Here is an 18,603-nt window from a genome sequence, read left to right as displayed (position 1 = left end):
TGACACCAGGGGTTTTTTTATTTTTAAATTCTTTGTTCCACAAATTATGAATTACAAACACCTTCTCCCTTCTACCTTTTTACTCTTCACCATCCTTACTTGTAAGTCAGCTTCCCTAAATAACTTACAAGTCAATCTGCCTACAAACATTACGTTTCAATTCAAACTATCGGCAATCCCGAAAGAGTTAAATGGAGAATCCATTTCCTTTTTACTTCAATTTTATAAATGTGACAAACCAACAGCAAATGACTGTTATATTCCGATTTTAGAAAACAGTTATGATCTAGGAAAAATTAAATCGAATGCGGCAAGTCTTAAAATCAATCAAACTCTCCCTAAGGATTGGACGCATCTCGCGATCAAAGTCCAAGGCATTGATATAGTTCATGGCAAGTTTTCTCCTGGCCATAATCCTTTTTGGTATTCTCCATCCGACATTTCTACGTTAGGTGCAATTATTACAAAAGAATTTCGATTTGTGAGCCAAGAAAACAGAATTCCCAATCGAATCCAAGAGGAGATCGCCAAAAAGTTTGCCCCAATTCTTGTTTTTCACAAAGATAAAAAACACTTACCATCTAACATTGAAAAATATGCAGAACATTTTGTTTCAAAAGAATATCCTTTGCCAGAAAAAGATCTTAGAAGAAAGTCAAAAGGCCAAACGACTTGGAATTATGTAGAATTTCCAGAACAAACTTACAAAGAAAACCCTACTCATTTGTATGCTCACGTTCGGTATGCAGAAACAAGAGTGTCGGGAACACAAAAAGAAGCCCTTCCTGGTTTTCGCGATGATGCCAATTATTGGTATGAAGTAGGAAATGGTGATATGGTGGTGTCGTATTGGATTTGGTATGATTGGAATGAAGGCCCTACCAAATTTGGAAACATCCACCAAGGTGACTTAGAATCGTATGCACTTCTCATTTCAAAAGAGGGAAAACCGAAACGGATTTTACTCACTGGTCACAACCATATTTTGTTAGATACAGACTTTCGGAATCTCAATTCTATCAAAAATCATCCCATACTCTATGTGGCCAAAGGGAATATGGGTGCGGATGGAGGAAATCCAACGTCAGCATATGGTGGTTATACGGTAAAATTAAATGCAGGAAACTTTCTGTTTAATTATATTTCTGACCCTTGGGATGTATTTCCAAGCTTTGATCCCAAAGAATCGATCTTAATTTTGCCTTCTGATCTTTCTGAAAAAGAACTCGCGGCTGTTACGATTGGTCCAGGGACAACGATCCAAAAGTCTCAATCGCAAACAGTCTTTCCAAAGGAAAAAATGGAAACTCCAGCTACTGGGGTAGAAATAAATCCCTTTCCCACCCAAATCGTAGACGCACGCAGTATGATCAAACAAAGGATCGAAAAAATTGTGATCTGGGAGGAACCAGGTTGGGTGAACCAAAAGGCAGTGATGGACCCTGATGGTCACCACAAAGTAGACAAATCAGTTGCCTCATTCTTTCAATTCCAAGGTAGACTTGGGAAACACCCAAGGACTGTCTTAAAAACATCGGAGCTCAAACAATTTGGAGAATCTCCGGAGAATGCTCCCTTCAAAACCAATATTGAACAACATTTTACATTTGAGCGCCCTCGGTTCGAACGAAACCATACCGACCGAGAGGGAAATTATGGACCAAAATTTATAGGCAATGATGCAACTCCTCAAAAATAGTGAGTTGTGTATTCCTTTAATTCAGATTTAAATCAAATCTACTAACTTTGCTTTGGCGAGCTCTTCTGGTTTGAAAGGTTTTTCTTGTTGGATGTATTGGATCATTTCTTTTCTGAAGGAATACACTTCTCCTAAGATCGCTTTTTGGATCACATAGTCTTTCCAAGTTTTCAGACAATGTCCAAATTTTTCTCTATCCAGTAACCGAGAAATGGATTCATCATTTTCACCCCAAACAAATGGATTGGCACCCGCATAGAGAAGTTCCTTCATTGACTCAACTCCGTCAGAAGAAGCTGATAAAAATAATGCCGTATTACCATAGTTATCTCTAGTTTCTAGGTCGATCGTTCCTTCTTCCAGAAGTATGGAACATACTTCATCTAAATTACGTTCCGCTGCTAAATGAAGGGCATTTTTGCCTTCGCTGTCAGAATGGTCTTTCACTTGGGGGAATGTTTTGAGTAAATAGGATAGAATTTCGATTCGATTTTCAATGATGGCTTCTAAAAAAAGCGAACGACCGCTTTCATTTCTTAAGGAAATAATATCATCAGTGATCTGTTCATGGAGAACTTCCCAGAGCGGTTCGCAAGATTCCAAAACAGACAAGTGATAAATTGTATTTCCGTCTTTGTCTCGCGTTTGAATGTTAGGTGAAGATTTCCAATGAGTCGCTGTTGTTATTAGTGCGTCCATAAACTGAGTTCGATTTTGACTGATCACATCAAAAATCACATTGCCAGGAGTTCGGTATGGGGAATTCGGATCAGCACCGGTTAGGATCGCATGTCGGAACAAATTTACATTGTCTACTTTTAACATCCAGGAAAGGGCATTGGTTCCATACGTATCCAATCCATTGGGATCTTCTCCTTCTTTTAAACACAAATCCCACTCATCGATACTCCCCGATTTCGCGACCTCAATCAAACTCATTCTTGTTACGATAATTGTTTCCTTGTCGTTGTCGATTTTTTAACAACACGTTTAGTGGGTTTGAAGGCAATTGTTTTGTCAAATCCACGTTTCACTTCAAACTTCAAAAATTGAATCTGTGTTGTTTCTTTTGGTGGGATAAGGCTCATCGCACGTTCCGATAAAGCAGTGATGGTAAGACTTGGATTCACACCCAAGTTGACTGTTAACATCGAAGCATCACAAACTCGTAAATTCTCGTATCCAAATACTTTGTTTTCCAAATCAATCACACCTTTCTCTGGTGACTCGGCAACAATACAACCACCCATGATGTGACCTGTCACAGGTGCCGATAGTAAAGTTTCGTTAAGAGAACTACGTGGGATTCCACCAACAATTTCTGCTAATTTTCGAGTAAACGCATTGGCGATCGGAATGTATGTTGGTGTTGGCTCTCCTGTGGACAGGGCTGAAGTGATCGTTCTTTGGAAGGGCCAAATGAAGCGCCTCTTTCGAACCAGTCGCACACTATTGTCTACCGTTTGCATGACAAGTAAGATGATCGAGTTTTTTGCAAAACCAAACGGATTGTGGGCCTTTAAAAAATAAAGTGGGTGGCGCACCATGGTCCAAAAAAATTTCAATGGCCTTGGAAACTTTCCACCACCGTCTGTCATCACACTGGCAAGGACTCCAAAAAAATCAGAACCTTTGGAATAACGTACAGGTTCAATGTGAGTATTTTCATCAGGATGGACTGAGGATGTGATAGCAATCCCTCTGGAATAGTCAGCATTGTGACTTGCTGGTACTGTGACTGGCAAAACAGTCTCACTATTCGTACGAACCGTATCACCTAACTTCTCTGACAATCGGATCATTTTGTTTTCTTGTTGCATCTTGAGGAGTAAGCCAACAGTTCCCATGACTCCAGCAGATAGAACCACTTGATTCGAACGAAATTTACTTTTAGGATACCCAAACCAACCAGTTGTACTCTTGGTTTCCAGCTCATATCCAAATTCGCCACTTGCTTCAGGATCTGGGATTCCTTTTTCATTGAGAGGGATGAGTGAAGTTACCTTTGTTTCAGGTAATATGACAGCACCTAACTTTTCTGCTAAGTACAAATAGTTTTTATCCAATGTATTTTTTGCATTGTGTCGGCACCCCACCATACAACCACCACAATAATTACAAGGATCACGGTCAGGGCCATCTCCTTCAAAAAAAGGATCTTTAAGATCTTTTTTGTTTCCGAAATAAATTCCAACTGGTGTCCTTCGGAATGTATCTTCTTTTCCAAATGATTTTGCCGTTTCAAGTAATAAATGATCTGGTTCCCACAATTGTGGATTTTCCGTAACACCTAACATATGCTTTGCTACAACATAATAAGGTAACAAAGCTTTCTCTCCACCCATCTTGGAATACAATGGTGAATTTAAAACTTTGGATGAAGGCACATATAAAGTACAGGCATATACGAGTGAGCCACCACCAACACCTGATCCGCTCACAAGTAAAAAATCATTCAGTAAATTGATTCGTTGGATTCCATAAAAACCTAATTTGGGCATCCACAAATACTTTCGTAGACTCCAATTGGTTTTAGGAAAGTCACCTGCCTTCCATCTTTTTCCGGATTCTATGACTAATACTTTGTACCCTTTTTGCGAAAGACGATACGCAGAAACAGAACCACCAAATCCTGACCCAACGATGATCACGTCGTAATCAAATTTTTGTTCTTTTGGAATGGTTTGGTTCATGGTTCGTTTTTCCTTGTTTGTGGAGAATGAGCGAATCCGATTCTCTCTATGAATTCATTTTCTGTCAATTCGCTCTTTTGAATTTGAAAAAAACTTCTGGTCGAATCAAATCATCGGTTTTGAATCGGTTCATGCCTGAGATCAAAAAACAAATCCCTTTATTAAATGCAGATGGAACCATAACAGAAGAAGGTTGGGCACGTTCACCTCTTTGGACTTATAACCGGGAAAATATTGCCGCTTCTAAACTTCGGATCAAAGAATGGGATTATTATTCGATTCTTTCCCCAACAAAAGAATTTGGTATCACACTTACAGCATCTGACTTAGGTTATGCGGGTTTATTCGCAATCTGCTTTTTAGATTTTAAAAAAGCGACTTTCCAACAGATTGATACACTATCAGTATTCCCCTTAGGAAAAACAGGTTTTCCGAGAACAAACGATCTCGGTGTGGTTTCGTTTCAAGACAAAAAGTTACATCTACGATTTGAAGTGAGAGACGGAAAACGTACGCTCGAATTTGGATCAGAACAATTCCAAGCTCCTGATGGTTCGAAAGGCATCCAAGGCACCATCGAACTCTCTGAACCCAAAATGGATACCATGAACATTGCCACTTCCTGGAAAGAAAACAGAAAGGCATTCTATTACAATACCAAAATCAACTGTATGCCTGCAAAAGGGAAAGTTGTCATCGGAAACACAACTTATCAATTCGATGCAAAGACAGACTTTGGTGCTTTGGATTGGGGTAGAGGGGTTTGGACATATAAAAATCGTTGGTATTGGGGTTCTGTTTCTGCAAGGATTGATGGAAAACCATTTGGTCTCAATTTGGGTTATGGATTTTCTGATCGAACCCCCGCTTCTGAAAACGTAATCTTATATGATGGGAAGATTCACAAACTTGATGAAGTAAAATTCATGATCAACACAAAAGATTATATGGCACCATGGAAATTTGTTTCCAATAACAACCGTTTGGATTTAGATTTCAAACCAATTGTCGATCGTAACTCTTATATGAATTTTCTCATCATCAAATCTGTCCAACACCAAGTATTTGGAACCTTTCATGGAACTGTTGTATTGGATAACGGGAAAAAAATCAAATTAGAGAACGTACTTGGTTTTGCCGAGGACGTTCTCAATCATTACTAAAGGACAAGAGTCATTAAACAAGAACATTTGATTCAATGACTCCACGAATGAAACTTACGAAATGGATTAGGCTCTTTTCTTTAGTTTGTAATACGCAGAAAAACTGGCCGGGATAAAAATTAAGGAACCAAAGGTTCCAAATCCGAGTCCCCAAGCAAGTGATAGTGTCATTGGAATGAGGAGAGGATCTGATCCTCCAATCGCATAGGCAGTCGGAATCATCCCTGCCATGGTTGTCATCGTTGTCACAAGGATCGGACGAAATCTTTCGGAAGAAGCAGTGATGAGTGATTCAAGGAGGCCTTCACCCCTTGATTGGAATTCCTCAATCGTATCAACTAACACAATGGAGGCGTTCACGATGACCCCAGCAAGACCAATGATTCCAATCATCGCAAGAAAACTGAGAGCCTTACCGGAAATCAAAAATCCAAACACAACGCCCACAAATCCTAAAGGAATGGATAATAGGATTAACACAGGTTTTTTGATGCTATTGAATATGATTGCCAGGATGGCAAAAATTCCAAAAAATGCAAGTACCCCTGCAACTAATAATGATACCATGGATTTAGCTGTTTCTTCTTGTTCCCCACGGAATTTGATTTTGTAACCAGGGTATTTTTTACCAATATTGCCGAACTCATCGACGATTTTCCCATTGACGATGGAAGAACTCGTGATGGCTTCATTCACATCCGCAAGCACTGTGATTGCCTTTTCATAATCATTATGATACAAGGCTTCAATCCCCTGAACGGTTGTTTTTGTCGTGACAGCTGTAATCGGTGTTAGGAGACCAAACTTATTAGAAATTCGAATGGAATCTAAATCTTCAATGCCATCCCGAAACCGATCATCGTTTTGGATGATGATTCTCACCTCATCCTTCCCTTTTCGAAGATTTGATGCTTCCAAACCTTCCATAGCGGTTCTCACGTAATACGCAGTGATTTCCGTATCAATGCCAGTGATGGCAGATGCCGTGTCTTTGACTCGGATTTGGATTTCTTCTCTTCCAGGTTTGTAATCATCATTGATGTTGATGACACCATCCTGTTTTCTTAAAAAATCCTGCATTTCATTTGAGATCTGCTTTAATACTTTATAGTCGCGTCCCTCGATGGCAACAGTCACCGCAGCACCAATCGGCGGTCCATTCACAACCAAATCCACCATTACGGAAATCGCATTTGGTAATTTTTTTAGATCAGGTTCGAGTTCGCCAAAAATTTCTTGGGCAGTGCGTTTCCTTTCTGTCTCAGGCACTAGAATGATTTGGGCCATCCCCAACTGTTCCCCAATCCTTGTGAGTGGATCTGTCGGGTCAGTTTGTTGGATTCCAATTTTTAAAATTACACTTTGTACTTCTTCTTTTTTGATTTTATTCAAAATCGGTTGGAAGTATTGCAGTTGTTTTGCGGTCTCTTGTGCAGAAAAATCAGGTGGGAATTCTGCTCGGACTAATACATAATCAATTCCTTCTTTTGGAAACAAATTGAAATTCATCAGTCCCACTAATCCACAAGAAGACAAAAATACAATGAGGATACAACCGAGAGCAAGGAACGGTCTTCCTACAACATTTGTGATGAAACGAGTGAACTTTGCTTTTAAGGATTCAAAACCATTTTCTAAAACCGAACGGAAACGTTCTCTATGTTTCGATCTTTTTTTCGTTTCATTGGAAGTGAATTGAGCATACCGGACTGGTAATAACAAAAAGGATTCAAAGAGAGATAAGGTAAGTGCCACTATCACCATAAATGGGATTTGCCAAATGAATTTTCCCATGATCCCAGACATAAATGCCATTGGTAAAAAGGCAGCAACAGTGGTTAAATAAGAACCAATGATAGGAACAAAGAGTTCACTTGCTCCGAGTACTGCCGCTTCTCTTGAATCGTAATTTTTGGATCGATACTTATAAATATTTTCCGATATGATGATACTATTGTCCACAAGCATCCCAAGTGAGATGATGATTCCAAGCATCGAAACCAAGTTAAAGGAAACATCAAAGATAGGAAATGCAATGGTTGCGGCAAATAAAGTGAGTGGTAAGGATAAACTAGTTAGGAGTGAATCTTTAAAACTAAAAAATAGAATGAGTACAACGACCACTAAAAACAAACCCTGTAAAGAGTTTGTGATCACAACATCCAGTCGTTTGAGAGCTCTTGCTCCTTCGTTATTCAATTCCGTAAATTGAATGTTCGCTGGGATTTGTTTTTTTAATTCTTCAATGCGACCTTGTACAGCTTCAACGGTGCGAATGATGTCGGCACTATCCTTTTTGATGATTTGTAAAACATAGGCCGGTTCCCCATTCACAACCGCAAGTACCCTGGGTCTTTCGTATGTATCTTTTACATTGGCAACTTGAGAAAGTAAAATGGCATTGCCTGTTTCATTCGAACGAATGGGGATATTTTTTATATCGTTGATTTCACTGATTTCCCCTGTCACACGGATGTCTTGTGTGATGGGTCTTAAAAACGATCCTGCGGGAACACTTATATTTCGTTTGGAAATTGCATTGATGATATCAGCAAATCCAATTGTGAATTTTTTTTTCAGATCAGGATCCACACGGATCCGCCATTCTTCCTTTCGTTTCCCAAATGCATCCACACGAGAAACGCCAGAAACTTTACGCATTTCGTCTTCGATGAAACGACCCATCTCTTGGAGTTCCATTTCGTCCATCGCTCCATGGATCGCAAATTCAAGAACGGGGAAGTTGGAACTTTTTTGTTCTGTGACAATGGGACGATCTTTTACCTGACTTGGTAAATTGGTGACACGGTCCACTGCTCTTCGGATATCATTCACAACTCCATCTGGATTACTGTGTTCCAAATCAATTTTGATACTAATATCTGATTCCGAGTTTCTGGAAATCGACCTAACAGAATCAAGTCCTTCTACTTCGCGTAACTTCTCTTCGATGGGAATGGTGACTTTTTTTTCCACATCGACTGGACTCGCACCAGGATACACAGTGAGAACTCTCACTTGACGAAAATTCACTCTAGGGAATGCTTCTCGTTTCATAGAAAGAACGGAAATGATTCCCGCAAGAAACAAGAATACAAACAATAGGTTTGCAACGAGTGGTTTATAAACAAAAAAATGGATAACTTTTCTCATAATATGACTACAATTTCTAAAAGTTTAAGATATTGACTGGTGAGTCAAGATGATTCGAAATTTATTGACCCTTATTTTCGGATTCGCGTTCTTTTATGACAGTTTCAATGACTTCCACAAAGACTGAGGTATCCTGGGCTCCACTCACTGCATATTTACCACCGATGATGAAATATGGTACCCCACTAATTCCATTTTGATGGTAGTATTGGATTTCTTGTTGGATTTCTTGTTTTAAATTTGAGTCCGAATAAATGGCATCAAATTTGTTTCGATCCTTGTAAACAGGTTCTGTCACCTTCCAAACAACTTCTTTGTCTGTTAGATCCAATGCTTCTTCAAAATTGGCGGCAAAAAATCTTTCTACTAATTTTTGTTGTTCTTCAAGACTTGGAAGAGCCGCTACAAGTGCATGTAATGCCAAAGTGTTTGTGGCTTTTGGAATGTTTTGGAATTGAAAATTGATTCCGACATCCTTTCCGATCTCACTTAAACGTTTCCAAGCACCATCCAACCTGTCTAAACTTCCGAATTTTTGCGTTAGGTGTAGCTTATAATCTATCCCTTCCTCAGGAATTTCCGGTGATAATTGAAATGGTCTCCATCTCACTTCGGGATTGATGGTATTCCCAACGATGGAAAGGGCTTTTTCTAATTTTTTTTTGCCAACATAACACCAGGGACAGGCTACGTCGGAAACGATATCGATTGGAAATACTTCAGAGTTGGTTGACATTTGAATTTAGACTCCGATTCAATAAAGGTAAGCTTTAATAGCCAGGAAAAAGATGAAACTCAGCAGAGAAAGTTTTTTAAAAAAAAGTTTAACAATGGGAAGTTTGATTTCGCTCACTTCGTTACAAAAAGAACTCTACGCCTTTGGTAGTGAAGAGAACAAAAAACACAGGGCAAATCCCATCGCTTATGCAGAATCTCTTGGGTATACAGAACCTATTGACCAAATTTTACTGACAGCCCTACTTGCACCCAATTCCCACAATTCACAACCTTGGAAATTCCAAAAAATCTCAGAGAGTGAATTTTATCTCTTTGGAGATGGGGACAAACAATTACCCGAAATTGATCCCAAAAACCGACAATTTTACCATACTCAAGGATGTTTTTTGGAATTATGCCACCTAACGGCCGATTCCCTCATGTTCGATACCACCATCAAACTTTTCCCGAAAGGAAAACCTTCAGGGAAAACATTTTCCAAATTTCCAATTGCAAAAGTTTCTCTCCAACCAAAAACAAAATGTGTTCATGATTTTTTATTCTCAGGTGTCAGTGAGCGCAGGATGAATCGGTCAGTGTATTCTGGAGAACTTTTGACAAACGAGGAACTAAACGACATCCATTCCTTCGCAAGACCCTTTCAAAATCAAATCCGATGGACAAATGATCCAATCCTCCTTAAGTCCATCTTACCGATATTAACCGATGCTTTCGCCATGGAGACAAATCGTTATGAATCAAACGAACTCAATCGAAAATGGTTTCGATTGTCAAAGGAAGAAATGTATGAAAATCGTGATGGTTTAACCTTGGAAGCGAATGGTTTGTCTGGCTTAAAATTATGGTTTGCAAAAACATTTTTTGTCAATCTGACGAAGGAGGTTTGGCACTCCGAAGATTCTAAACGAGCTGCGATTGAAATGTTTTCATCTCAAGCAAATTCAGCAAAGGCTTTGGTATTTTTTATCTCAGAAGGAAAAGATGACGAAACCACTTGGATCCAAACGGGTCGTGATTTTATGCGTTATACTCTTTCTTGTGCCGTCAAAAACATCGCCTTTCATACCATGAACCAAGCGGTAGAAGATTATCCAGAAAGCAGAGTGTTTACCAAACAATTGAATGGAATCTTAAAACTCAAACCCAACGAGGAAATCCAATTGATCGCAAGGGTAGGACGAAGTGATTATCAATTTGATTCTTTACGAAGGGATCTAAATAGTTTTTTCATTTGAGTCAATCAGACTCTGGATTCAAAAAAGGAAATTGGATCAAGATGTCAATTCGGGGAAGTGAACTTCACCTGCGGATTCAAAGGCAGGTTTGGAAAACAAATACCCTTGGTACAAATGGATTCCCATATCCACAAGCACTTTCAATTCCTCTACCGTTTCCACACCTTCCGCAATGACTTGGATTCCGATTTCCCGACAAACACCTGCAATCGCTTTTGTCAGTTTTTGAGCCACTGAATTTGCGTGAATATTCCGAATGAGTTCCATATCGAGTTTGATGAGATCGGGTTGGAACTTTGCGAGTAAATTGAGCCCAGAATACCCTGATCCAAAATCATCGATAGCAGTTAAAAACCCATACTTTTGATAGGTTTTAAAGATATTGATGATGTGGTTATGGTCTTGGACTTCTTCTCCCTCTGTCAGCTCAAACACCAATCGATTCAGAGGGAATTGATACTCACGACTGGCTTCCAAAGTTGTACGGATACAGGTCTCCGGTTGGTAAACCGCATTGGGTAAAAAGTTGATATTGAGTAAGGCAGGGATTTGGATTTGGTTTGCCAGTTGGATGGCTTTGATCCGACAAGATTGGTCAAATTGGTAACGATTGTTTTGATTGACCTTGGAAAGAATCGAATATGCCGATTCTCCTTTTGTTCCTCTAACTAGTGCTTCGTGGGAATAGATTTTTTTTTGGTTCCAATCGATGATGGGTTGGAAGGCCATGGAAAAGGAAAAATCTAAACCCGCACCGCTCCGGCATTCCGCACAACTATACAACTTTGGTACTTTTCCGTTGGGTGTATCTTCTAATTGTGCTTCTGGAAAACTTGGTTTCATGTTTTTCGGTTACCCAGTTTAGACGATAGGTAAAAGTTTGCAACTTTGTTTTCGAAATTAAAATTTCGGAAGTTTAGCGACTAAATACCAGGTCACAACAAGAAATTGAAAGAAAGAAGTAACAAGTAAGATTGTATATGGTTTTGCATTCACTGCCTTTAACGATCCAATCCTTGCGCCAAAGATCCCACCAAAACTTCCGACGAGTGCAAGCTCCCAATGTAATTTTCCTAACAAAAGAAATTGGATGGTGGTTCCAAATGATGTTAAAAAAATACCTAAAAAAGAGGTAGCAACTGCCTCTACAGGGCTCATGCGAAAATAATAAACAAATAATGGAACTGCTAAAAAACCACCACCAATCCCAAATAAAGAAGAGAACATACCAAAGAAGATTCCTACAAGCAGTACAATGAAGATTGATTTCTTTGTGAATTGAAACTGAGTTTGATGGTTTGTGATCTTGGATTTTTTTTCGTTGCTCTCAAGTCCTTTCGGATTGGTTTGATTGTCTAAGTCTAGTGATTTTACATTTGGCTCAGATCTTACGAGTGACAAGGCCTCATAATAACGTTTTCGTTTTTTAAGTGCAGCTATTAAATTATAAATAGCCAGTATTCCCAAAAAAACTGTAAACACAATGAGATATACAAATTCAGAAAGCGGTATCCCATAATACAGTTGTTTGCCGAGTGGAGTGTCCTCAAACCTTCCAAAGGCAAATGCAGTGTATTGAGCCGAGGGAATAGATGTAATGAGTAACAAAAACCCTTGTCTCCAACGTATTTTATCATTTTTAAAATACACATAGAGTCCAGAGAGTGCGGAGACTGGCATTTGTGCAAGAGAGACTGCTACTGCTTGAACAGCAGTTAAATGAAAGAAACTATGAAAAAAGGGGGTGTAGATAAAACCTCCTCCCAGTCCGAGAAAGGAGGCTAAATACCCAACAAAAAATCCCAATCCAAATACAACCAAAACGCCAGGCCAAAAGCCCCAAACGAATTCATGGAAGATTTGAAATGAGTGTTCCAAGTGAATTAAAAATGTTCTTTTGCATCCTCAAAGAATTTTAAGGTCATTCGCTCAAACACTTCTTTTTCAGTAGCTGTTTCAAAATTATACCAAGAGATCGGAAGGAACAGAATCCATTGTGCATAATTTCGGAAGATATGATAATCATAAGTTCCTACTTTTTTTCCGTCTTTGTATAAGATGTACTGAACATCATATCCATCTTGTGTGGACCATGCAGGTAAAAATGTAGCAGTGAGTGTAGAGACACCTAAAAAGGCAGTGGCAACAGGAGTTGGGGAACGATAGTTTACTTTTACATTCACCAAGTAACCCACCTTAGGTACATCCACGCCTTCCACTGTTTTTTTAAACCTAGTTTTTTGATCGAAGTAGTTCTTCAATGCTTCTCTCCCACCTAAATTCAACTGTGGGAAAGTTGGTAATCCATATACAAATGGAGTGTCTAAGGTTTTTTCTTCCGATGGAAGTGGTAAAATTTTTGGATAGTCTTTGTAACTAATTAGACAATTTGAAAAAACAATCAATGTCAAAAGTAGTCCTGATAAATTTGATAGGATCAATTTAGTTTTGGCTATGGTCATGTAACCCCTCTTCGTCGTGTCTTCTTTCCAATTCTTCATATAATTCTTCCTGGTCTTCTGTAAAAAATAATTCATAACCGATTCGTAAACAGACTGGATCATCTTCGATGGAAACATTACTTGGTAAAATCAGATTCATCACATAAAATGTATTGGATTCAGCATCCTCAAGAAATCCTTCCGTGGCATCCCATTCATCAAAACCTTCCACTTCGGGTTTCCGAAACTCTTTTAGGATTTCATCAAATGAATCTGTAATATAGTTAAATTCTCCCGATTCACTATCGATGATGAATTGAACATGATGGCATCCAGGGCCCTCTTCTTCCAAGGGACTTAAGACCATACTACCACATGCAGGGCAATGGATGGTAGGGTCGATGGCACCACTTGGCCAATTGATATTGATGGTTTCGATCATAACTTACGATCCTCGAGTTCCCATCATAAGGATTCTGTTTGTTTAGGAAACCTGAATTTGTAGTTCTTTGCTTAAAAAAAAGAGATAGGGTTTGCCTAAAAAACAGGATTGTAAAATGAATTCAAATTAAGAATGGGAATTACCGCTGAATACCAATCTGCCTTTACTTCCAGTTTCCAGGAATTTTTTGGAAATGCAAAAGACATTGGTTGGGAATTGTATAGTTTAAGTTCTGAATCAGATGATGAGTTTCCCACTTGGCTGACTTTCACCATCAGAAATCCGTTAGGTGGTAGAGCTTTAGTCTTTCGTTATCATCATAAGGAAAACAAATTTTATGCTCACCTAAAAGTCCAAGTGATTCCTGGAGAAGAAAATTGGAGCCTTGACCAATTGTTTCACAAAAAAGGATACACGGACTTAGATGCCGACGACATTTTATCGTCAGGTGGTGAATGGCTCTTCCACTCTTTGGCTAGACATTACTTTGGTATCATCATTTCTTTTTGCCCAAGGCTCTTAGAGCCAGATTATTTTTTAGAATGAGATTTTTTACCGCGATCGTCTGCAAGCACTTGGTTCCATAAAAACCCCCAAATAAAAAATGTAGAGTTGATATAGGTGTATAACATGAGCACCACCATTTTGGAAATCAAATCATACGCTAAAGAATAATTCACACCCACATTTTTCATCTTTAAGTAAAACTGAAATCCAAAACTCATCCCAAGCACAAGTAACGATGCAAAAATCGCTCCAGGTAAATTTTCTTTCAAAGTTGTTTTTGCTTTGGTAATATAAGCATAATAAAATGTAAAGAGTCCAATGCTATACGGCAAAATGATAAGGGATACAGATAAATAAGGATGGTTTCGAAAAAAAGCAAATCGAAACGACTGGTATAAGACCCGCTCAATGGAAACAATTCCATACGTCAGATAAAAATAGAATACTAGTAAAACCAAAGAGATCACAAGCAAACGGAAGTTGATCCACTGCGAAGCAATAAAACCAACTTGGGTTTCGTCACGTGAGATGAAACGAAGGGCTTTGGAAATGGTTCCAAAAATGGTAAGGCTCGAAATAAAGGAAATGGCGATGCTAATCGCAATGACATTATAACTTTTTACCTTGGTTAGGTTTTCTACACTTTTGTCGATGGGTTGGAAAATGGGTGCGGGTAAAAATTTACCAATTTGGTCCGTCATTAAATTGATAGTTCTCGGATCTTGCAAAAGCCCAAGGAGTGTCACAAACACAACAAGTAAAGGGAAAAGGGTCAAAAGGAAGGTAAACGAAAGTTCAGAGGCCAGGCCATGGACATCATACAAATACACTTCGCTGAAAAATCGACGGATCCGTTTCATGCGGTCAGTTTGCCACTTGTCGGTATTTTTGTCTTATTTTTCTTGCCGTCTCCATTCGAGAGGAAACCCTGGAAGAATCTCAGTGACGTACCTAAAAGGGGAAAACTTCCATGTCAGAAGAAAAAGAAAAGAAGAACAAAAAAATCGCGAAAATGACGGTAGAGGAAATTGACTCAGCCATTAAAAAGTCTGTGGAAACAATGAACGGCGAATCTAGCCTTTATGTAAAACACCTTCGCGAAAGAAAGGCGGAACTCCTAGCCAAGAAATAAGGTTAGTCCCTCCTAATTTGCCCGCCGAAACGGCGGGTTTTCACAGCCCTTGATCCAATTCATCCAAATCCACCAACACTTCGGCCCCAAAGTCCTCTTTGAGGGATTCAGCTGGCACATCAAACCAGGTTGCCGCGTGGCGCTTGTAGGTCCCAATGGTTCTGGAAAAACGACTCTCTTCCAAATGGCCGCGGGGAAAATCAAACCTGAATCCGGGGAAGTGATTCGTTCCAAACACACGATCCTTTCCCTTTTCCAACAAATCCCTGAATTCAATCCCGATACGTCAGTCATCGAAACCGTCCTCGACGAAAACAAATTGTATGCCGAGTACGATGCCAAACGAAAAGAAATTGAATCCAAATTTGAAACCATAGACCACGAAGATCCGGCATTTGAGACATTACTCCACGAACAGAGTGAATTGGAAGAATTTGCCCACTTACACGACTTACATGGGTTAGAGGCTCGGGCCAAAAAAATTCTATCTGGACTTGGCTTTTCCACGGCTGATTTCGTTCGCAAAACCAAAGAATTTTCTCCAGGTTACCACCACCGCATTGGACTTGCGATTGCTCTACTCAATCCGCATAATTTACTACTTTTAGATGAACCAACCAATCACTTGGATGACAAAACCAAATCTTGGTTAGCTGACTTTTTGGTTTCCCAAAACCAAGCTTTTGTCCTTGTCACTCACGATCCGGAATTTTTAAACCAAACTGTAGATACGATCATTGAAATCAATCCCCATGGGACGTTTGAATTCCAAGGAAGTTTGGAAGAATTTTTTGAAGCCAAAAATGAAATCCAAGAGAAACTAAAAGTCCAATTTGAAAAAGAAGAATCGTATTTAAAATCAAGAATGGAATGGGTCGAACGATTCCGTGCCCAAGCAACCAAAGCAAGACAAGTACAATCGGTCATCAAACGATTGGAGAAACGGGACCGGGTTGACAATCCTGAAGAAAGTTTTTGGAACCAAAAACCAGACTACCAATTCCAATTTGTCCCTTCGAGTAATATCATCCTTCGACTAGAACACGCATCCTTTTCCTATCCTGACAGAAACACAGGTGAAAAAAAATCCATTTTTGAAAATGCAGAGATCGAAATTTCGGCTGGCGACAAAGTGGCACTCGTTGGTCCCAATGGGGCTGGAAAATCAACTCTTATGCGTTGTTTGTTAGAACAACACAAACTGGATACTGGAAAATTATACTATGGGCCAAAAACCAAACTTGGTTATTTTTCCCAAACACACGGGGAAGATTTGGATGAATCCTTAAATCTTGTGGAAACGGTTTTAAAAAAATACCCAGAACTGAATGAAGAAAAAGCAAGGACTCTCCTTGGTCATTTTGCCTTTCCTGGCGATGGAGTGTTTAAATCCGTCAAACACTTATCAGGTGGGGAACAGAGTAGACTCCGACTTGCCCTACTTGTCAACCACCCTTCCAATTGTTTGTTCCTCGACGAACCAACAAACCACCTCGACATCGTGATCCGCGAAGCGATCAAACGTTCCCTCATCGATTTTCCAGGAAGCCTTCTCATCATCAGCCACGACCCCGATTTTATGAAGGGACTTTGTAACCGCACCTTCCAACTCTCTGGTGGCGAATTAAAAAACCTCAATTGTAGTTTTGATGATTACCTCAAATTCCACAAAGAAGATGAATTAGGGACTAACGCGAAGGACCAAACGTCCCAAAAGCCAAAATCGGAAGAAAAAAAGCCCAATCCCCAAGCGAGTAAAAACAAACGGAAAAAATTAGAAAAAGAAATTTCCGATTTGGAAGTCCAAATAGAAAGACTGGAAAAAAATAAAAAGGACAAAGAGGAACTTTTACAGGACCCTGAGTTCTTTAAAAACAGAAGTTTTCAGTTGGAAATGGACACTTATAACGATATTAAAAGAGAAATCTCAATCCTGACCAAACGTTGGGAAGAAGCGACAATAGAACTAGAGGAAATGGGCGGAGTTACATAATGGTACCGGAAATCGATGTAGTCAGTTTAAAAAAACGTCTGGATGCAAGAGCAGAAGGAAAGGATGATTTTTTTGTTTTGGATGTACGCAATCCAAACGAACAACAAATTGCACTCGTACCAGGAACAGACAAACTCATTCCTGTGAGTGAACTTGCCGCTCGCATCGATGAAATCAAAAGCCAAATTGACAAAGAAATTTTGGTGTATTGCCGATCGGGTGGTCGTTCCGGGATGGCTTGTGGGATTTTGGCGCAAGCGGGATTTAAGTCTTACAAAAACGTAGCTGGCGGAACATTAGCCTATTCCGATTTAGTGGACCCAAACATGCAGAAGTATTAATTATGAAACCAACAGCAAACTTAAGAATATTAGAACAACATAGCCTCATCCCTCCTTCTGTCATCATGGAAGAGCTTCCCCTCACTGATGAAGCCTCTGACGTTGTGGTGAGAACCAGAAGTGAAATATCGGATATCATTCATGGGAAAGACGAGAAACGCATGTTAGTTGTCGTTGGTCCATGTTCTGTTCACGACATTGGTGCCGTGATGGAATACGCTGAAAAATTAAAACCAAAAATCAAAGAATTTCAAAAAGAACTCCTCATTGTGATGCGAGTCTATTTTGAAAAACCTAGGACCACTGTGGGTTGGAAAGGACTCATCAATGATCCTGATTTAGATGGTTCGTTTCATATCAACAAAGGTTTACAACTCGCAAGGAAACTTTTACTCGACCTAAATAAAATGGGAATCCCATGTGGAACAGAATTTTTAGATGTCATCTCTCCGCAATACATCGCAGACCTCGTGGCATGGGGTGCCATTGGAGCAAGGACAACAGAAAGCCAAGTCCACAGAGAATTGGCATCTGGGCTTTCCGCACCCATTGGTTTCAAAAATGGAACGGATGGAAATGTACAAATTGCTGTTGATGCCATTCGTTCTGCAAGTTCCAGCCACCATTTCCTTTCTGTTACCAACCAAGGAAGTAGTGCCATTTTTCGAACAGCAGGAAACAAAGACACACATGTGATTTTACGTGGTGGAAACAAAGGACCTAACTTTGATGAGGCGTCTGTCAATGACGTGGGATCTCAAATCGAAAAAGCTGGACTTCCCCCAAAAGTGATGGTGGATTGTTCTCATGGTAATAGCCAAAAAGATTTTCGAAAACAACCAGGTGTAGTGGATTCCGTTGCAGAACAATTTGCCAAAGGGAGCAAATACATTTTAGGTGTGATGATTGAAAGCCACTTAAAAGAAGGAAACCAATCCATTGATGCCAAACCTTTGACATATGGACAATCCATCACCGATGCTTGTGTGTCTTGGGAAACAACAGTTCCAATGCTTGAAAAACTAGCAGAAGCCGCAAACAAACGAAAATAAACCAATCTAACAAA

The 18,603-nt window shown here is 39.5% G+C and carries 17 protein-coding genes; 8 read left to right on the top strand and 9 right to left on the bottom strand.

What is annotated here, in order from left to right:
• The first annotated feature begins 46 nt into the window (after positions 1 to 46).
• The gene (locus LEPBI_RS01405) at positions 47 to 1,699 is read left to right on the top strand and encodes a hypothetical protein (protein WP_012387320.1); all 1,653 of its coding nucleotides are present in this window, start codon (positions 47 to 49) and stop codon (positions 1,697 to 1,699) included.
• Positions 1,700 to 1,726: 27 nt separating this feature from the next.
• On the opposite strand, the gene LEPBI_RS01400 is transcribed toward LEPBI_RS01405, so the two are convergent.
• Positions 1,727 to 2,638, bottom strand: coding sequence for an ankyrin repeat domain-containing protein (locus LEPBI_RS01400; protein ID WP_012387319.1), 912 nt, complete (start codon positions 2,636 to 2,638; stop codon positions 1,727 to 1,729).
• Between the two features lie 5 nt (positions 2,639 to 2,643).
• Positions 2,644 to 4,392 carry a GMC oxidoreductase gene (locus tag LEPBI_RS01395; protein WP_012387318.1) on the bottom strand — a complete coding sequence of 583 codons (1,749 nt, stop codon included), beginning with the start codon at positions 4,390 to 4,392 and terminating at the stop codon, positions 2,644 to 2,646.
• A 26-nt stretch (positions 4,393 to 4,418) separates the two neighbouring features.
• Here LEPBI_RS01395 and LEPBI_RS01390 point away from each other — a divergent pair, with 26 nt between their 5' ends.
• Positions 4,419 to 5,555, top strand: coding sequence for a DUF2804 domain-containing protein (locus LEPBI_RS01390; RefSeq protein ID WP_226992845.1), 1,137 nt, complete (start codon positions 4,419 to 4,421; stop codon positions 5,553 to 5,555).
• A 66-nt stretch (positions 5,556 to 5,621) separates the two neighbouring features.
• On the opposite strand, the gene LEPBI_RS01385 is transcribed toward LEPBI_RS01390, so the two are convergent.
• Together LEPBI_RS01385 and LEPBI_RS01380 are read right to left on the bottom strand one after the other, a co-directional pair.
• Entirely contained in the window at positions 5,622 to 8,708 is a 3,087-nt protein-coding gene (locus LEPBI_RS01385) for an efflux RND transporter permease subunit (RefSeq protein WP_012387316.1), read from the bottom strand.
• A gap of 61 nt (positions 8,709 to 8,769) precedes the next feature.
• On the bottom strand, positions 8,770 to 9,444 hold the full coding sequence (locus tag LEPBI_RS01380) for a DsbA family oxidoreductase (protein ID WP_012387315.1): 675 nt from the start codon (positions 9,442 to 9,444) through the stop codon (positions 8,770 to 8,772).
• 52 nt (positions 9,445 to 9,496) lie between these two features.
• Here LEPBI_RS01380 and LEPBI_RS01375 point away from each other — a divergent pair, with 52 nt between their 5' ends.
• Positions 9,497 to 10,681: an Acg family FMN-binding oxidoreductase gene (locus tag LEPBI_RS01375; RefSeq protein WP_012387314.1), complete on the top strand. Its 1,185-nt coding sequence runs from the start codon at positions 9,497 to 9,499 to the stop codon at positions 10,679 to 10,681.
• 36 nt (positions 10,682 to 10,717) lie between these two features.
• Here LEPBI_RS01375 and LEPBI_RS01370 read toward each other — a convergent pair whose 3' ends face one another.
• From LEPBI_RS01370 to LEPBI_RS01355, 4 genes are read right to left on the bottom strand one after another with little or no spacing between them, the layout of a single operon-like run.
• The gene (locus LEPBI_RS01370) at positions 10,718 to 11,524 is read right to left on the bottom strand and encodes an EAL domain-containing protein (protein ID WP_012387313.1); all 807 of its coding nucleotides are present in this window, start codon (positions 11,522 to 11,524) and stop codon (positions 10,718 to 10,720) included.
• A gap of 57 nt (positions 11,525 to 11,581) precedes the next feature.
• Complete coding sequence (locus LEPBI_RS01365; protein ID WP_012387312.1) at positions 11,582 to 12,559, bottom strand: sulfite exporter TauE/SafE family protein; 978 nt, start codon at positions 12,557 to 12,559, stop codon at positions 11,582 to 11,584.
• A gap of 5 nt (positions 12,560 to 12,564) precedes the next feature.
• On the bottom strand, positions 12,565 to 13,143 hold the full coding sequence (locus tag LEPBI_RS01360) for an LIC12231 family lipoprotein (RefSeq protein ID WP_012476090.1): 579 nt from the start codon (positions 13,141 to 13,143) through the stop codon (positions 12,565 to 12,567).
• A complete protein-coding gene (locus tag LEPBI_RS01355; protein ID WP_012387310.1) occupies positions 13,124 to 13,564 on the bottom strand; it encodes a hypothetical protein in 441 nt (146 codons plus the stop codon). The genes LEPBI_RS01360 and LEPBI_RS01355 overlap by 20 nt, the downstream gene beginning before the upstream one ends.
• Positions 13,565 to 13,696: 132 nt before the next feature.
• On the opposite strand from LEPBI_RS01355, the gene LEPBI_RS01350 reads away from it, so the two are divergent.
• Positions 13,697 to 14,110, top strand: coding sequence for a hypothetical protein (locus LEPBI_RS01350; RefSeq protein WP_012387309.1), 414 nt, complete (start codon positions 13,697 to 13,699; stop codon positions 14,108 to 14,110).
• Here the strand turns inward: LEPBI_RS01350 and LEPBI_RS01345 are convergent.
• Positions 14,095 to 14,931, bottom strand: a complete 837-nt coding sequence (locus LEPBI_RS01345) for a YhjD/YihY/BrkB family envelope integrity protein (RefSeq protein WP_012387308.1) — start codon at positions 14,929 to 14,931, stop codon at positions 14,095 to 14,097. The two genes, LEPBI_RS01350 and LEPBI_RS01345, sit on opposite strands and share 16 nt — an antisense overlap.
• Positions 14,932 to 15,041: 110 nt before the next feature.
• Here LEPBI_RS01345 and LEPBI_RS19095 point away from each other — a divergent pair, with 110 nt between their 5' ends.
• From LEPBI_RS19095 to LEPBI_RS01330, 4 genes are read left to right on the top strand one after another with little or no spacing between them, the layout of a single operon-like run.
• Entirely contained in the window at positions 15,042 to 15,203 is a 162-nt protein-coding gene (locus LEPBI_RS19095) for a hypothetical protein (RefSeq protein WP_012387307.1), read from the top strand.
• A gap of 49 nt (positions 15,204 to 15,252) precedes the next feature.
• Positions 15,253 to 17,196 (top strand): ABC-F family ATP-binding cassette domain-containing protein, encoded by a 1,944-nt coding sequence (locus tag LEPBI_RS01340; protein ID WP_012387306.1) that lies wholly within the window; start codon positions 15,253 to 15,255, stop codon positions 17,194 to 17,196.
• Positions 17,196 to 17,537, top strand: coding sequence for a rhodanese-like domain-containing protein (locus LEPBI_RS01335; protein WP_012387305.1), 342 nt, complete (start codon positions 17,196 to 17,198; stop codon positions 17,535 to 17,537). The genes LEPBI_RS01340 and LEPBI_RS01335 overlap by 1 nt, the downstream gene beginning before the upstream one ends.
• Positions 17,538 to 17,539: 2 nt before the next feature.
• Complete coding sequence (locus LEPBI_RS01330; protein WP_012387304.1) at positions 17,540 to 18,589, top strand: 3-deoxy-7-phosphoheptulonate synthase; 1,050 nt, start codon at positions 17,540 to 17,542, stop codon at positions 18,587 to 18,589.
• The last annotated feature ends 14 nt before the right edge of the window (positions 18,590 to 18,603 follow it).

Origin of the sequence: Leptospira biflexa serovar Patoc strain 'Patoc 1 (Paris)' (genome assembly GCF_000017685.1) — a bacterium.
Lineage (GTDB): Bacteria > Spirochaetota > Leptospiria > Leptospirales > Leptospiraceae > Leptospira_A > Leptospira_A biflexa.
Note: the sequence above shows the minus strand (reverse complement) of the source record. Positions and strands in the feature narration are given on the sequence as shown.

Coding starts and splice junctions, on each gene's coding strand:
- LEPBI_RS01405 (WP_012387320.1), top strand. CDS start 47: ATGAATTACAAACACCTTCTCCCTTCTACCTTTTTACTCTTCACCATC.
- LEPBI_RS01400 (WP_012387319.1), bottom strand. CDS start 2,638: ATGAGTTTGATTGAGGTCGCGAAATCGGGGAGTATCGATGAGTGGGAT.
- LEPBI_RS01395 (WP_012387318.1), bottom strand. CDS start 4,392: ATGAACCAAACCATTCCAAAAGAACAAAAATTTGATTACGACGTGATC.
- LEPBI_RS01390 (WP_226992845.1), top strand. CDS start 4,419: ATGAGCGAATCCGATTCTCTCTATGAATTCATTTTCTGTCAATTCGCT.
- LEPBI_RS01385 (WP_012387316.1), bottom strand. CDS start 8,708: ATGAGAAAAGTTATCCATTTTTTTGTTTATAAACCACTCGTTGCAAAC.
- LEPBI_RS01380 (WP_012387315.1), bottom strand. CDS start 9,444: ATGTCAACCAACTCTGAAGTATTTCCAATCGATATCGTTTCCGACGTA.
- LEPBI_RS01375 (WP_012387314.1), top strand. CDS start 9,497: ATGAAACTCAGCAGAGAAAGTTTTTTAAAAAAAAGTTTAACAATGGGA.
- LEPBI_RS01370 (WP_012387313.1), bottom strand. CDS start 11,524: ATGAAACCAAGTTTTCCAGAAGCACAATTAGAAGATACACCCAACGGA.
- LEPBI_RS01360 (WP_012476090.1), bottom strand. CDS start 13,143: ATGACCATAGCCAAAACTAAATTGATCCTATCAAATTTATCAGGACTA.
- LEPBI_RS01355 (WP_012387310.1), bottom strand. CDS start 13,564: ATGATCGAAACCATCAATATCAATTGGCCAAGTGGTGCCATCGACCCT.
- LEPBI_RS01350 (WP_012387309.1), top strand. CDS start 13,697: ATGGGAATTACCGCTGAATACCAATCTGCCTTTACTTCCAGTTTCCAG.
- LEPBI_RS01345 (WP_012387308.1), bottom strand. CDS start 14,931: ATGAAACGGATCCGTCGATTTTTCAGCGAAGTGTATTTGTATGATGTC.
- LEPBI_RS19095 (WP_012387307.1), top strand. CDS start 15,042: ATGTCAGAAGAAAAAGAAAAGAAGAACAAAAAAATCGCGAAAATGACG.
- LEPBI_RS01335 (WP_012387305.1), top strand. CDS start 17,196: ATGGTACCGGAAATCGATGTAGTCAGTTTAAAAAAACGTCTGGATGCA.
- LEPBI_RS01330 (WP_012387304.1), top strand. CDS start 17,540: ATGAAACCAACAGCAAACTTAAGAATATTAGAACAACATAGCCTCATC.